A 15,164-nucleotide genomic window follows, 5' to 3' on the forward strand; every position below is an offset into this window, starting at 1 on the left:
GCTTTTATCTCCTTTTTAATTGTTTTTAATGTATGTTTAAGGTTTCTGGTACAGAATAAAAATCAAGAAAACAAGAAAAACAAGTTACCCCTGAACCACTCGGGGGAAGGAGGTCAATGAATATGGATGATCAAAGAAATAAATCGGGCCAACCTTTTGAAGACGACGCCAACGCCAATGCAAATGAACCTAAGCGTCAAGAATCTTCGGAGTCGAGTTCTTCCTATTATTATTCTTACGGACCTTTTCAATCCTATGGAAAAAACAACGAGGAATCCGGCCAAGCAACCGGCTACTCGCAAAGCCAACCTCAAGAAGTAGAAGTGACGAGACCGCAGCCGCTGAAACCTTATCCTTCTTCCTATGAAATGATTCGCAGCTCAGCTGAACCAACGAACGGTTCCAATGGAGACGGACGCAGCAGCTTGCCGGCAGCCAAGAGTGTGAACTGGCAATACAACAGCAAACCGCAGCGTAAATCCTCCGTTCGTTCGGTAATCGCCGGTGTATTGGCCGGCATGCTGATTATGACCGGCGCGATGTTTTATGCGGACCGCGCGAACCTGTTTACGCCGGATCAAGCCGCATCTTCTTCGGTGCCGGCATCGAGCAACGCATCCAATAGCAGTGGTACTACTGAATCGTCCGGCAAGGCAACCACTGCATTGTACCCGGTAACGGATTCCGGTGAGGTGACGAAAGTCGTGAATCAAGCTGGGCCGGCCGTTGTTAAAATCGAAACGTTAACCGATGCCAGCAAGCAAAGAAGCAGCAACCCGTACAGCAACGATCCATTCTACCGTTACTTCTTTGGCGATGACTTCTTTGGCTCTGGCGGCAATGGCAGCAACAACGGCAGCGGCGGCTCCTCCTCCGGCTCGAGCCAACTGGTGCCGACGGGGATCGGATCCGGATTTATTTTCGATAAAACGGGCTACATCTTAACGAATGAACACGTTGTGCATAACGCCGACATTGTGCAGGTCACGGTCCAAGGCACAGATAAGCCTTATGAGGCCAAAGTACTTGGCACCAGCTATGAGCTTGACTTGGCCGTTCTGAAAATCGACGGCGACAGCAACTTCCCGTCGATTCCGCTGGGCAACTCGGACAACACGCAGGTTGGGGAATGGCTGGTAGCGATCGGGAACCCGCAAGGCTTTGACCATACGGTGACGGCCGGGGTGCTGAGTGCGAAGGAACGCGACATCACGATCGCCGGGGAAAACGGTGAGAAGGACCGCGAGTACGAGCATTTGCTGCAAACCGACGCTTCGATTAACCCCGGGAACTCCGGCGGTCCGCTCTTGAACCTGAACGGTGAAGTGATCGGGATTAACGTTGCTGTAAGCTCGGATGCGCAGGGCATTGGTTTTGCGATCCCGACCAGCACAGTTACCGAAGTGTTGGATAAGCTGAAAAACAACGAGAAAATTCCACAAAAACCGGTACCATTCATCGGCGCGACTTTGATGACGATGACCGAGGAAGTTGCGAAGCAAATGCAAACCGACGTGAAAGAAGGCTCTATTGTTACGGACATCGTGTTCAAATCGCCGGCTTATAACGCTGATCTTCGGCCGTACGATATTATAGTCGGGGCTAACGGTACCAAATATGCTACCAAAGAGAAATTGATTGAGTTCATTCAGAAACAGCAGGTCGGTGCGAAAGTGACGTTGAACGTCGTACGTAACGGCAAGAACATTGACCTTGAGGTTACGATTGGCGATAAAAACGAGTTTACCAACGTAAACTAATTCGCACGGGAAGCAGCCAAGGCGGTAAAGGCGGCAGGCAGGAGCAGCCTGCCGCCTTTTTGGCTTCCAGATGCGGGTTTACCGTTTATTTTGGTACAATGGAGACAGTAGAGCTTGCTGCCAGCAAGCGAAAGGCAAAGGAGAGATAGCTTGTGAGATCGGCGATTTTGGTCATAGATGATGATGAGAAAATTACGTCGATGCTGCGGCGCGGCCTCGCATTTGAGGGGTATGACGTGTATACAGCTCAGAACGGAGCGGAAGGGCTGTCGATGATGCTGAGCGCCGACCCGGATTTGATCATTTTGGACGTGATGATGCCCAAGGTAGACGGATTTGAGGTCTGCCGGCGGCTGCGCGAGGGCGGAAGCACCGTACCGGTGCTGATGTTGACCGCCAAGGACGAGGTCGAGAACCGGGTGAAAGGCCTGGATATCGGTGCCGATGATTACCTCGTCAAACCGTTTGCGCTGGAGGAGCTGCTGGCTCGGGTACGGGCATTGCTCCGGCGTAAGGACTCGGGCAGCCGATCCGGCAGCCAGCGTTTGATTTTTGAGGACATCATCATGGATCTGGACTCCCGTGAAGTGACGCGGGCTGGTCAGCGTTTGGAGCTGACGGCGAAGGAATTCGAGCTGCTCCATCTGTTCATGCAAAATCCGAAACGCCTGCTCACACGTGATTTAATTATGGATAAAATTTGGGGTTACGACTACAGCGGGGAATCGAATGTGCTGGAGGTATATATTGCCATGCTTCGTCAGAAGACCGAGGAACACGGCGGCAAGCGCGTTATTCAGACGATCCGCGGGGCCGGTTACATCCTGAGAGGAGAGGCTTAAGTATGTCGATCCGGCTGCGGCTGACTGCATGGTATACCGGAATTTTGGCCGTAACGCTGATCCTGTTCAGCGCTTCGATTTATGGGTTGGTCAGATACAATACGTATCTGGAAGTGAGAAACCGGTTGGAGGATCAGGCCAATCGGATCAAGAACTCCCAAAGCTACAGCATCACCCAGGGACTGGATTTGTATTTGGATCCGATGCAGGCGAATCGGTTGGAGGACGCCCAGCTGTTTGTGCAGATTCACAATTATACGGACGGTCACACGCGGTATTCGCAAAATTTGCTGAATTGGAATATGAAATTTCCGGTTCCCACCGGGGATTCGGCGAGCAAAATTGCGGGATTTAAACGGGTGCAGTTATATAATCATTCCTTCTTGCTGTACCAGCTCCCGATTACCCTCGATAACCAGTTGATTGGTTTAATCCAGTTAGCGGCGTATACGGGCGCCGAAGACAAGCTGATGAGCCGGATGAGTACCGTATTGTTATTTGGCTCCATCGTTACCATTTTGGCGGCCAGCTCGTTGGGTTACTTTCTTGCGCGCAAATCGATGGCACCCATCGGTAAAGTCATTGAGGCAGCGAATGGCATCCAGACCGGGAATGATTTGAGTGTAAGAATTGACTACGAGGGGCCGAACGATGAAATCGGCCAACTGATCGGGACCGTCAATAACATGCTGGCCCGAACCGAAGGCTTCTACAGGGAGCTGGATGAAGCTTATTCTGCACAGCGCCGGTTCGTGTCGGACGCTTCCCACGAATTGCGGACGCCGCTTACGACCATTCGCGGTAATGTTGATTTATTAAAACGGATGTGGTCCCAGGATGTGGAGCAGCGCGATCCAAGCGAGGAGGAGCGGGTTCGCAGCTTCTCATTGGAGGCGGTGAACGACATCGCTGCGGAGTCCGAGCGGATGAGCCGGCTGGTGAACGATCTGCTGTCGCTGGCCCGGGCCGATGCCGGGCAAACGTTAACGAAGGAACCGATCCAGTTGGCCCCGGTCGTGGAGGAAGTGGTCCGCCGGGCGCAATTTTTGCCGAGGAAAGCGGAGTGGGTCCAGGGGGATCTGCAAGCGCTGGACGGCGTGACAGTGAACGGAAGCAAGGATTATTTGCAGCAGATGCTGTTTATTTTTATTGAAAATGCGTTTAAATATACCGAGCAGGGCAGCGTCACCATCGATGCGATTCGATCTGGGGGACAGATCGGCATCCGCATTGCGGATACGGGCATCGGAATGGACCGCAGCGAGGTGCCGCATATTTTTGAACGCTTTTATCGGGCGGATCCGTCTCGCGGGATGATTCAAGGGACCGGATTGGGCTTATCGATCGCCAAATGGATCATCGACGAGCATGAAGGTTCGGTGGAAGTGTTGACCAAACGCGGCGAAGGGACGACGTTTATCATCTGGCTTCCCATTGTCTTTAATGCCCTGCCGGAATAGTTTATAATAGAGAGGCTCCCCTCCGTCAGGAATCTGGGGGATTAGAAAGCAGGGATATTTGATGGAAGTCATTAAAATTTCACCGCGCGGTTATTGCTATGGGGTCGTAGACGCGATGGTTCTGGCTCGTCAGGCGGCGCAGAACCTGGATCTGCCGCGGCCGATTTATATACTTGGCATGATTGTGCATAACAGCCATGTCACGAACTCCTTCGAGGACGAGGGAATTATTACGCTGGACGGTCCGAACCGCCTGGAGATTTTGAATAAGGTAGAGAGCGGGACGGTAATTTTTACCGCCCATGGGGTGTCTCCAGAGGTTCGCAAGCTGGCCCGGGAGAAAGGGCTCACCACAGTGGATGCCACTTGCCCGGACGTCACCAAGACCCATGTGTTAATCGAGGAGAAGGTTGCCGAGGGATATGAGGTCATCTACATCGGCAAGAAAGGACACCCTGAGCCGGAAGGCGCGATGGGGGTGGCTCCAGGTAAGGTACACTTGATCGAGAAGGAAGAAGAGATCGATCGGCTTAATCTGACCGCCGACAAAATCGTCATTACCAACCAAACGACGATGAGCCAGTGGGATATTAAGCATATTATGAAAAAATTGCTGGAGAAATATCCGGGCGCAGAGGTGCACAATGAGATCTGTCTAGCGACCCAATTGCGCCAGCAGGCGGTTGCGGAACAGGCGGGTCAGGCTGACCTCGTGATCGTTGTCGGCGATCCGCGAAGCAACAACTCCAACCGGCTTGCCCAGGTGGCTGAGGAGATTGCTGGAGTGAAGGCGTACCGCATCGCGGATATCACGGAGTTGAAGCGCGAGTGGCTGGAAGGGGTCCGCAAAGTAGCGGTCACCTCGGGGGCATCAACGCCGACGCCAATTACGAAGGAAGTCATTCAATATCTGGAACAATATGATCCGGAAGACCCGGCAACTTGGGAAATCGTTCGTACGGTAAATCTAGCGAAGTTGTTACCTCCAGTGAAGGTCGGAGCTCGAAGCAGAGGAGAATAAAACATAGATTTATAGAGCTGAAAACCGCGTCCCATCGCGGTTTTCGCGCATTTACCAACATTTGCGGGGGTCAATAGGAGTCGATTCATGTTATACTCGTTGTAGAAAGGTTACAAAAATGTAACTAAGCTATTAACTACAACGAAGGAGATGACAGAATGAAATCGAATCGACTGAAACGTTTGGTGACAGGTGGACTTACTGCTATGTTGGCAGCAGCAATTGTTGTACCAGCATCGGCCTCGGCGGCCTCGAATACGACGACGAATAAAACTTATACGACATATAAGGTTTATACAACTTACGGCACGAATACGAATACTTGGACGAACTATTTTACAATTCCTTGGTATCTATATTATCCAACGAAGCCAGTCCAAAGCGGTAACCAAGGCACTACGGGCGGCCAGACGCAAACCGGAAATACGCAAGGTACGACTCAAGGAACAACTCAAGGTACTACGCAAGGCACAACCGGTAATACGCAAAGTGCGGTAACCGACAAGTCGCAATTTGCAACGGAGGTTATCCAACTGGTGAACCAGGAGCGCGCGAAGCAAGGCCTTAAGCCGCTCACCGGTGACGCGGAACTGAACAAGATGGCATTGGCTAAAGCGAAGGATATGAGCGATAACAACTACTTTAGTCATACGTCTCCAACGTACGGCTCGCCATTTGACATGATGAAGAAGTTTGGTATTCAATTCAGCTACGCAGGCGAAAACATTGCCATGGGGCAAAAAACGCCGGCTGAAGTCGTAAAAGCTTGGATGAACAGTGAAGGACACCGTGCAAATATTCTGAACGCCAACTACAACCTGATTGGGGTTGGCTACTACAATGGGTATTGGGCACAGGAGTTCGTAGGAAGATAAGGATATAAGCGAAAGGCCGGAGAATTGTTCTCCGGCCTTTTTATGTGCGGTTGCGGCTGAGAACGAGGCGGGGGAGTGGCTCGCCGCCCCCTTTTTACACCATTATCCCTTTCGATAAGGGAGCCAGAAATGGATTGGCGTAGGAGGATGTGTTTTCCGTGTTGTGCCTCTTCCTGGATCATCTGATTACGCGGATTAAACGGGATAATAGGGTAAAAGAGTCTGAAACATGAAGGAGTTTCCGCGAAAGCTCAGTTTATTCCACATATACCTACGCCGATTAGGGTTGACGGGCGAGGTAAATTCGGCTATAGTTACTTTAGTGGTTAAAAGCTTAAAAGCGCACAAGCGTTCAAGCGAAACAGTGATTGTGCATTCGAATATTTGTTTTTAGCTCGTACACGCATCGCCTAATAGGAGAAAGGATGGGATCGAAATGATCGTTATTACTTCAAACCAAACCCCAGAGGAGCGCGTTCAGGAAATTATCGCTGTCATCGAGAAGGAAGGCCTGCAGACTCATGTATCTCGTGGGAAAGATCGGACTGTGATCGGATTGATCGGTACGATTGAACCAAAGCTTGCTGAGCACCTTCGTCAAATGAAGGACGTTGAGAACGTCATTAAAATTTCGAAATCTTACAAGCTGGCTAGTCGGGACTTCCATCCTGAGGATACGGTCATTTCGATCGGCGACGTTAAGATTGGCGGAGACGAGCTGGTTGTCATGGGCGGCCCTTGTGCCGTAGAATCGCCGGAACAAATCGACGAGATTGCGCGTCTCGTGAAAGCAGCCGGCGGACAGGTGCTGCGCGGCGGTGCATTTAAGCCGCGTACGGGTCCTTACAGCTTCCAGGGCATCGGTGTGGAAGGCCTCATCATGATGGCGGAGGCCGGCAAGAAGCACGGTCTGCTGACCATTACGGAGGTCATGACGCCGGAATACGTGGATGTGTGTGCTGAATATGCGGACATTTTGCAGGTGGGTACGCGCAACATGCAGAACTTCGATTTGCTGCGCAAGCTGGGCACCTGCAACAAGCCGGTTCTATTGAAACGCGGCTTTAGCGCAACCTATGACGAGTTCCTGAACGCGGCCGAGTACATTTTGGCGGGCGGGAACCCGAACGTTATGTTATGCGAACGCGGGATCCGTACATTTGAAACGTACACGCGCAATACGCTGGATCTGTCGGCCATTCCGGTGCTGCAGAACTTGAGCCATTTGCCGGTAATCTCTGACCCGAGCCATGGCACGGGCCGCCGTGAGCTGGTGGAACCGATGACAAAAGCATCCGTGGCTGCCGGGGCAGACGGTCTAATTATCGAAATGCACACCGATCCAGACAACTCGATGACCGGTGACGGCGTACAGTCTTTGTTCCCGGATCAATTCGCTGCATTACTGCAAGATTTGGAGAAATTGGCACCATTGGTAGGTAAACGTTTTGATACCCCAAAAGCTGCACTTCGCGTGTAAGATAGACGGACATGTGCAGCGCTTTCACAGAATAGACAAAATCCGAAAGCCCATTCGCCATGCGGTGAGTGGGCTTTTATACTATTTGTCTATTAATTTGTACTATGCGTAATAATACCTTATATCGCATGTAAAAATACCTTACATAAGTATTGACGACTTCGCCTTCATAGTCCTATAATGACGACATAATCATACTAAAGGATGAACGTTAAACGCAAAAATAAGATTTAATGTTCGTGATTTTGGGAGGAAAGAGTATGTCAGCAGAGATCGTTTTAAAAACAATCAAGGAAAAGCAAATCGAGTGGGTAGATTTCCGCTTTGTTGATCTGTCGGGACGTCAACATCACATTACGCTTCCGGCGAAAGAAGTGAATGAGGACACCTTCGTAAACGGCGTTGCTTTCGACGGATCCTCGATCCCTGGGTTCCGCGGTATCGAAGAATCGGATATGGTGATGATGCCGGACCATGGTTCTGTATTTGTTGATCCTTTTACCGCACATCCGACGTTGAACGTATTTTGCGATATTTATACGCCGGACGGCGAACGTTATGAGCGTGACCCGCGCAGCGTAGCGGTTCGCGCAGAAGAGTATTTGAAACAAAGCGGTGTCGGTACCGCGGCATACTTTGCTCCGGAATCCGAATTCTTTATCTTTGACGATGTTCGTTTCGAGAGCGGTATGAACAAAACGTTCTACTCGGTAGATTCCGAGGAAGCGATTTGGAACACCGGCCGTACAGAAGAAGGCGGCAACCTGGGTTATAAAGTGCCGGTTAAAGGCGGCTACGTTCCGGTAGCACCAACCGACAAGCAACAAGACATCCGCAGCGAAATGTGCCGTTTGCTTGAAGAAGCCGGCATTCGCGTTGAACGTCACCACCACGAAGTAGCAACATCCGGTCAAGCGGAAATTAACTTCCGTTTCGACACGCTGCTGAAAACGGCTGACAACCTGATGGTTTACAAATACATCGTGCATAATACCGCCGCTCAATTTGGTAAAACGGCAACGTTTATGCCTAAGCCGCTGTTTGGTGACAACGGCAGCGGGATGCACGTACACCAATCGATCTTTAACGGCGATACTCCACTGTTCTACGAAAAAGGTGCTTATGCTAACCTGAGCGAAATCGCCCTGAACTACATCGGCGGGATCCTCTACCATGCACCGGCGATCATCGCCTTCACGAACCCAAGCACGAACTCGTTTAAACGCTTGGTACCTGGCTTCGAGGCTCCAGTAAACCTGGTATACTCGAAGGGGAACCGTTCGGCTGCTATCCGGATTCCGGTTGCTGCCGTAACGCCAAAAGGCTGCCGTATCGAATTCCGTACGCCAGACTCCACGGCTAACCCGTACTTGGCCTTCTCCGCTATGCTGATGGCTGGCCTCGACGGCATCAAGAACAAAATCGATCCGGTGAAACTGGGCTACGGACCGTTCGACAAGAACATTTACGAGCTGTCGGATGAAGAGAAAGCATCGATTCGCAGCGTTCCGGGCTCCCTGGACGAAGCGCTGGACGCTTTGGAAAGCGATTATGAGTTCCTGACTCAAGGCGGAGTCTTCACGAAAGCGTTCATCGACAACTTCGTGGAAATGAAACGCGCCGAAGCCAGAGCTGTTGCAGTTCGTGTACATCCTTACGAATTTGGTCTTTATTACGATCTGTAAGCCGAGTAGCTATCATACGAACAACCTCTCTATCCGTTGGATGGGGAGGTTTATTTTTTTGCGAACTGAAACCCTTTACAAACCGAGGAATAGATCAGATAATGAAGATATCGAAACCGGTTTCGTTGCTTTATGAAATTGGTTTTTTGAACTCTTGGATGATTTGGGGTTCCGAATCATTTCGGAACATCTGATTTCAACGGAAAGGATGAGGGAAATGGCGACAAGCGGCTGGAAATTCCATGGGAAGGAGGGTGTGTTTCGGCTTGAACAGCCTGAGTTAAGCAGTTATTTGTATTTTCCTTTGGTTAATGATGCGGGGATGATGTCCTCGGTATCACCGAATTTGCATGGGCAAGCGACAACGGGGCATAACTCATTTCTGCTGGAGCCGATCTCGGTGGAGAGTTTGCATAACTCTAAAGCGGCGCGGAATTTTTGGATCTATCTTGATGGTTATGGGGCCTGGTCCGTGACGGGGAATTCGGCGCGGCAAAACGCGGCGTTATTTTCAGAGGAGAAAGAGAAGACTTTGCTGGAGGCCGGGTTCTTATGGCATAAGATCACGCGGGAAAGTGCCAATCTGAACTTGAGAGCCGAAATCACCAGCTTTGTTCCCGTGACGGACGATAAAATCGAACTGATGAAGGTTCGGCTGACCAATACCGGGGATACGGAACTCACCATTACACCTACCGCGGCGATTCCGCTGTATGCGCGTTCTGCTGACGATCTGCGGGATCACCGGCATGTTACCTCGTTGCTCCACCGGATATATACCTCCGCTCACGGCGTAGAGGTTCAACCGGCACTGTCGTTCGATGAGCGCGGGCATCGCGTGAACAAAACGGCCTACGGCGTATTTGGAGCCGCGCAGGATGGGACTGCTCCGATTGGATTCTTCCCGGTGATCGAAGACTTCATCGGCGAAGGCGGGGCTTTAGACTGGCCGCAGGCGGTGGTCGCCAATCGTCAGCCGGATGTTGAAGCAGGCGCCGAAATCGAGGGGTATGAAGCGGTTGGTGCGCTCAAGTTTGCCACAACCCAGCTAGCGCCGGGGGAATCGGTGTCCTATGTTGTAGCCATGATGATCGCTAATGACCGGATCGATACGAAGCGCATTGCTGCAGCATATTTGTCAGAGGCCCGATTTGATGAACTGCTGGAACAAAACGAAACTTACTGGCGGGGCAAGCTGGATACGCTCGCTTTTCAATCCGGAGATGAACAACATGATCTTTGGTTGAAGTGGGTGACGCTACAGCCGATTTTACGCCGTTTATATGGAAACTCGTTCCTCCCGTATCACGATTATGGGCGCGGCGGACGAGGCTGGCGCGATTTATGGCAGGACTGTCTGGCCTTGCTGGTGATGGAGCCGGATGAAGTGGGGCATTTGCTTTACAACAACTATGCCGGCGTGCGGATCGACGGCAGTAATGCGACGATTATCGGCGCGAAACCGGGCGAATTTATCGCTGACCGCAACAATATTCCGCGGGTATGGATGGACCATGGGGCTTGGCCGCTGTTAACGACGCTACTGTATATTCATCAAAGCGGGGACCTTGGCTTTTTGCTGAAGCCGCAGACGTATTTCCGCGATATTTTCACCAAACGTTGTAAGGAACGTGATCTTGCCTGGACGCCGGAGCAGGGGAACAAGCTGTTGTCGCAAGATGGGCGTATTTACGAAGGGAGCATTTTGGAGCATATTCTGCTGCAAAATATCGTGGCGTTCTTTAACGTAGGCGAAAATGGCAATATTAAGCTGGAAGGCGCGGACTGGAACGACGGACTGGATATGGCGCCGGCACGTGGAGAGAGCGTTGCGTTTACAGCATTTTATGCCAGCAATTTGCTGGAGCTCTCCGAGTTGATTCCTCGGTTAGCACAAGCGCCGGGCGGAACGGATACGATCGAGATTGCCGAAGAAATCGCTGTGTTGCTGGATAGCCTGGGAACGCCGATTAACTACGACAGCATTCCGGCGAAGCAGGAGCTGCTGGAACGTTATTTTGACTCCGTTGTGCCGGCCGTCAGCGGGCGGAAGCGGAAGTTTAGCGTGCAGCAGGTGGCGGAGGATCTTCGGCGGAAAGCGGATTGGGCGTTTGAACATTTACGGAAGCAGGAATGGATCCGCAGTGCTGAAGGGTTCGAGTGGTTTAACGGATATTACAACAACGATGCCGTACGGGTGGAAGGAGACCATCCAAACGGGGTACGTATGACGTTAACCGGTCAAGTGTTTACAATCATGGGCGGCATTGCGACCGAGGAGCAAGTTGGCAAAATCACAGCAGCGGTGGATCGGTATCTCAAGGATGAGCGCATCGGTTACCGGCTGAACTCACGGTTTGGTGAAATTCAACAGAATCTGGGGCGGGCGTTTGGGTTTGCTTTTGGCCATAAAGAAAACGGGGCGATGTTCAGCCACATGACGGTGATGTACGCCAATGCGCTCTATAAGCGCGGATTCGTCCAGGCTGGCAAGCAGGTGCTGGATTCCGTTTACCGCTTGTCCGCGGATTTTGAACGCAGTCGGATGTATCCCGGGATTCCGGAATATATTAACGAACGGGGCCGCGGCATGTATACTTATTTAACGGGATCGGCCAGCTGGCTGCTGTTGACGCTGCTGACGGAAGTATATGGGGTCAAAGGCGATTACGGAGATCTGCGTCTGGAACCGAAGCTGACTGCAGAGCAATTTGATGCAGTGGGAGAAGCGTCGGTGATCACCAGCTTCGCCGGACGTAAGTTGCAGATCGTTTATCGTAACCTGGAGCGTGCCGAATACGGGAAGTATCGAATCGGTCACGTTACCGTAAATGGCGTATCGCTGGATTCCAGCTCTCGTGAGGGGGGCTGCCTTATTCCGCGTCAAGAGATCGAGGCGCTGCAGGAAGGAGCCGTTCACCGGATAGAAATTACGTTAACCGCGTAATAGATAGGAAGGGAACCCATGGCTTATCATTTAAAAAACGACCGATTGCACGTTGAAATTGCCGAACTCGGCGAAGTGTACCAAGGCACCCGGTTCGACGGGGCCGGAATCATCACAGGCGTTAAGCTGGACGGACAACATCAATTCTGCGTGCCGGAAAGCCTGACACCCGGAACCGGAACAGGAGGCATTGGAATTTGCAGCGAATTTGGCATCAAGGAAGCGATTGGGTATGAGGAAACTCAGGTGGGTGAACGGTTCCCCAAGCTGGGTGTAGGCTTGCTCACACGGCCGGATGATGCGGAGTACTTTTTTTACAGGGATTACGCCTGCCAGCGTTTTGAGACTCGGGTGGAGCAAAGTGGTGAGCAGCAGATTTGTTTTACGACCGAGCCTGTGGAATGCCGGGGATACGCCATGCGTATGCAAAAAAGCATCAAAATCTCCGGCAACCTTCTGTCCGTCACTTACATATTGGAGAACACTGGGAGCCGAGTGATTATGACCGACGAATACAGCCATAACTTTCTCGGTATTGACGGATATGCGGTCGGGCCGGATTACGTGCTGAAGCTGCCGTTTGCTCCGGAGATCTGGAGCGATGATCCATCGACGCTGGAGGGCTTGGTGTTTGAGGGGGATCAAGTGACCTGGGAGCGCCGTCCAGAGAAGGACTTCTATTTCCGAATGACCCCCTTCGACGGGCGTGAAACCCCTTGGCTGTGGGAGCTGCAGCATCGGCCCAGCGGACTGACTGTACGTGAGCGGAGCAAGCTTCCGTTAAGCTCAGCCGCTGTTTGGGGGCACGGCCATGTCATTTCCCCGGAAATGTTCGTTACGGTCCATGTGGTACCAGGGGAACGGCAAAGCTGGACGCGAAGTTATGAGTTTAGTGAGATTCCTTGAGTGATCGATCTTAGTGAAGTTCACATGGCCAGCGATGCAGCAAGACCTGGAAAAACCGATCACCCCTTTCCCTTGATGAAGCGTTAATGTGTCAATTCTGCAAAATGGTGAATTTTTGCGAAATAACGGCTTGCTGGGAGATCGAATAGTTGCTATGATAATCGATAATTGTATTCGAAACCAGACATCGATTGTAAAGGGAAGGATGGGGAGAAATGAGTAACAGAGCTTATAACTTTAATGCGGGCCCAGCCGCGTTGCCGCTGGAGGTCCTGGAACGGGCCCAGGCCGAGTTCGTTGATTTCCGCGGGACAGGCATGTCGATTATGGAGATGTCCCACCGGGGAGCCGTCTATGAGTCGGTTCATAACGAGGCAGCTGAACGGTTGCTGAAGCTGTTCGGCCAACCGTCCGGTTATCAGGTGCTGTTCCTGCAAGGCGGGGCCTCCACCCAATTCGCCATGCTCCCGATGAACCTGCTTACGGAAGGCAAGACGGCCGGTTATGTGAAATCGGGCAGCTGGGCGAACAAAGCGATAAAGGAAGCCAAGCTCATCGGCGAGACGTTTGTTGCCGCATCCTCGGAGGAAGATAAGTACATGTCCCTCCCGGACTTGAGCAACTTGAATCTGCCGGAGAATACCGCGTATTTGCATGTCACTTCCAACGAAACGATCGAAGGCACGCAATTCCGCGAGTTCCCGGACACCGGCAGCGTTCCGTTGATCGCCGATATGTCCAGCGATATTTTGTGCCGTCCGTTTGATTTGACCCAGTTCGGCATGGTGTATGCCGGAGCGCAGAAGAACCTGGGACCGTCTGGCGTAACTGTGGTGATCGCTCGCGAGGAGTTGCTGCGGGAGTCGCCAAAGCATCTGCCAACGATGTTCCGTTACGATACGCATGCTGAGAACAACTCGCTGTACAATACTCCGCCATCCTTCTCGATTTATATGGTGAACGAAGTGCTGAAATGGATTGAAGAGCAAGGTTCGCTTGAGGGGATCGAGAAGAAGAACCGGGACAAGGCCGATCTGCTGTATCAAGCGATTGATGCTAGCGGCGGTTTCTACCGTGGTTGTGTCCGGCCGGAGAGCCGTTCGATCATGAACGTGACCTTCCGTCTGGCGAACGATGAGCTGGAGAAGCTGTTCGTGAAGGAATCGGAGAAGGAAGGCTTCGTGGGACTCAAAGGCCATCGCAGCGTCGGCGGCCTGCGCGCTTCGATTTATAACGCGGTTCCGAAAGCCAGCATTCAGGCTCTTGTCGAATTCATGGAACACTTCCAAAAAACGCACGGATAAAGATCGCAGCGGGGCTTCCGCTGGAAGACCCCTGCTATTCCTGAGAACCCCCAACTCGCCTGCTCGCAGGCGGTTCGGGGTTTTTTACAGTCAAAATTTGATATAATGATCAAGTCCGGTCTATGACGGGCCGGGTTTATTTTTCTAGGACGAGGAGTTCGATCATCATGGCCTTACATATTGTGCTGGTGGAGCCGGAAATTCCGGCCAATACGGGAAATATCGCGAGAACGTGCGCCGCGACGGGCATACATCTGCACCTGGTGCGTCCGCTTGGGTTCCGGACAGACGATGCTACGCTGAAGCGGGCCGGCTTGGATTATTGGTATGCGGTGCATATTGAATACCACGATTCGTTTCAGGAAGTGGAGGAGAAGTACGCGGGAAGCCGGTTTTTCTTTGCCACGACCAAAGCCAAGAAGCGGTATACGGATTTCAAGTTCCAGGACGGAGATTTCTTTGTCTTTGGTAAAGAGACGAAGGGCTTGCCGCCGGAGATTTTGGAAGCCCATCCCGACACGACGATGCGCATGCCAATGACCGACAAGGTTCGTTCGCTGAACTTGTCCAACTCGGCGGCGATTATTGTGTATGAGGCGCTGCGGCAGCTTGATTTTCCAGGGATGCAGTAAATTCGATTAGCAGCGCGGGGAAGGGGCTGCGCATGGGGGACGCGGAGCCAGCGGCTGCTTGGCTCCCGGGCCCGCAGGCTGATGCGGGAAGAATCAACCTTCGCTGACATGCAACTTGGTGTAGGATAGAGGACAGATGATGAACCTAGAGCAAAGTTGCAGGGATTGGCAGCTGAAATGTTGATCTCTTTCCCACGGCATAACTGCTGGCGATCAAGCGGGGAATGGGCCGACGCAATAGCCATTGGCGGA

11 protein-coding genes are annotated in these 15,164 nt (G+C 52.0%); all 11 read left to right on the forward strand.

Annotation, left to right across the window (positions count from 1 at the left end; all coding sequences use genetic code 11):
* The first annotated feature begins 122 nt into the window (after positions 1-122).
* The 11 genes from U9M73_RS02210 (at position 123) to trmL (ending at position 14,912) form a co-directional block, all read left to right on the forward strand.
* On the forward strand, positions 123-1,760 hold the full coding sequence (locus tag U9M73_RS02210; protein WP_323076126.1) for a S1C family serine protease: 1,638 nt from the start codon (positions 123-125) through the stop codon (positions 1,758-1,760).
* A 152-nt stretch (positions 1,761-1,912) separates the two neighbouring features.
* Positions 1,913-2,602, forward strand: a complete 690-nt coding sequence (locus tag U9M73_RS02215) for a response regulator transcription factor (protein ID WP_009227023.1) — start codon at positions 1,913-1,915, stop codon at positions 2,600-2,602.
* Between the two features lie 2 nt (positions 2,603-2,604).
* Positions 2,605-4,062, forward strand: a complete 1,458-nt coding sequence (locus tag U9M73_RS02220) for a sensor histidine kinase (RefSeq protein WP_009227022.1) — start codon at positions 2,605-2,607, stop codon at positions 4,060-4,062.
* 61 nt (positions 4,063-4,123) lie between these two features.
* Positions 4,124-5,083 (forward strand): 4-hydroxy-3-methylbut-2-enyl diphosphate reductase, encoded by a 960-nt coding sequence (locus U9M73_RS02225; protein ID WP_036646656.1) that lies wholly within the window; start codon positions 4,124-4,126, stop codon positions 5,081-5,083.
* Between the two features lie 158 nt (positions 5,084-5,241).
* Positions 5,242-5,958: a CAP domain-containing protein gene (locus U9M73_RS02230; RefSeq protein ID WP_323076128.1), complete on the forward strand. Its 717-nt coding sequence runs from the start codon at positions 5,242-5,244 to the stop codon at positions 5,956-5,958.
* Between the two features lie 436 nt (positions 5,959-6,394).
* Positions 6,395-7,438, forward strand: a complete 1,044-nt coding sequence (gene aroF, locus U9M73_RS02235; RefSeq protein WP_009227019.1) for a 3-deoxy-7-phosphoheptulonate synthase — start codon at positions 6,395-6,397, stop codon at positions 7,436-7,438.
* Between the two features lie 260 nt (positions 7,439-7,698).
* Entirely contained in the window at positions 7,699-9,123 is a 1,425-nt protein-coding gene (gene glnA, locus U9M73_RS02240) for a type I glutamate--ammonia ligase (protein ID WP_036646655.1), read from the forward strand.
* Between the two features lie 217 nt (positions 9,124-9,340).
* The gene (locus U9M73_RS02245; protein WP_323076131.1) at positions 9,341-12,070 is read left to right on the forward strand and encodes a GH36-type glycosyl hydrolase domain-containing protein; all 2,730 of its coding nucleotides are present in this window, start codon (positions 9,341-9,343) and stop codon (positions 12,068-12,070) included.
* A gap of 18 nt (positions 12,071-12,088) precedes the next feature.
* Positions 12,089-12,976 carry a hypothetical protein gene (locus tag U9M73_RS02250; protein ID WP_260071062.1) on the forward strand — a complete coding sequence of 296 codons (888 nt, stop codon included), beginning with the start codon at positions 12,089-12,091 and terminating at the stop codon, positions 12,974-12,976.
* Between the two features lie 215 nt (positions 12,977-13,191).
* Positions 13,192-14,280 (forward strand): 3-phosphoserine/phosphohydroxythreonine transaminase, encoded by a 1,089-nt coding sequence (serC, locus tag U9M73_RS02255; protein WP_009227015.1) that lies wholly within the window; start codon positions 13,192-13,194, stop codon positions 14,278-14,280.
* A gap of 167 nt (positions 14,281-14,447) precedes the next feature.
* The gene (trmL, locus tag U9M73_RS02260) at positions 14,448-14,912 is read left to right on the forward strand and encodes a tRNA (uridine(34)/cytosine(34)/5-carboxymethylaminomethyluridine(34)-2'-O)-methyltransferase TrmL (protein WP_009227014.1); all 465 of its coding nucleotides are present in this window, start codon (positions 14,448-14,450) and stop codon (positions 14,910-14,912) included.
* The last annotated feature ends 252 nt before the right edge of the window (positions 14,913-15,164 follow it).

The organism is Paenibacillus phoenicis (assembly GCF_034718895.1).
GTDB lineage: Bacteria > Bacillota > Bacilli > Paenibacillales > Paenibacillaceae > Fontibacillus > Fontibacillus phoenicis.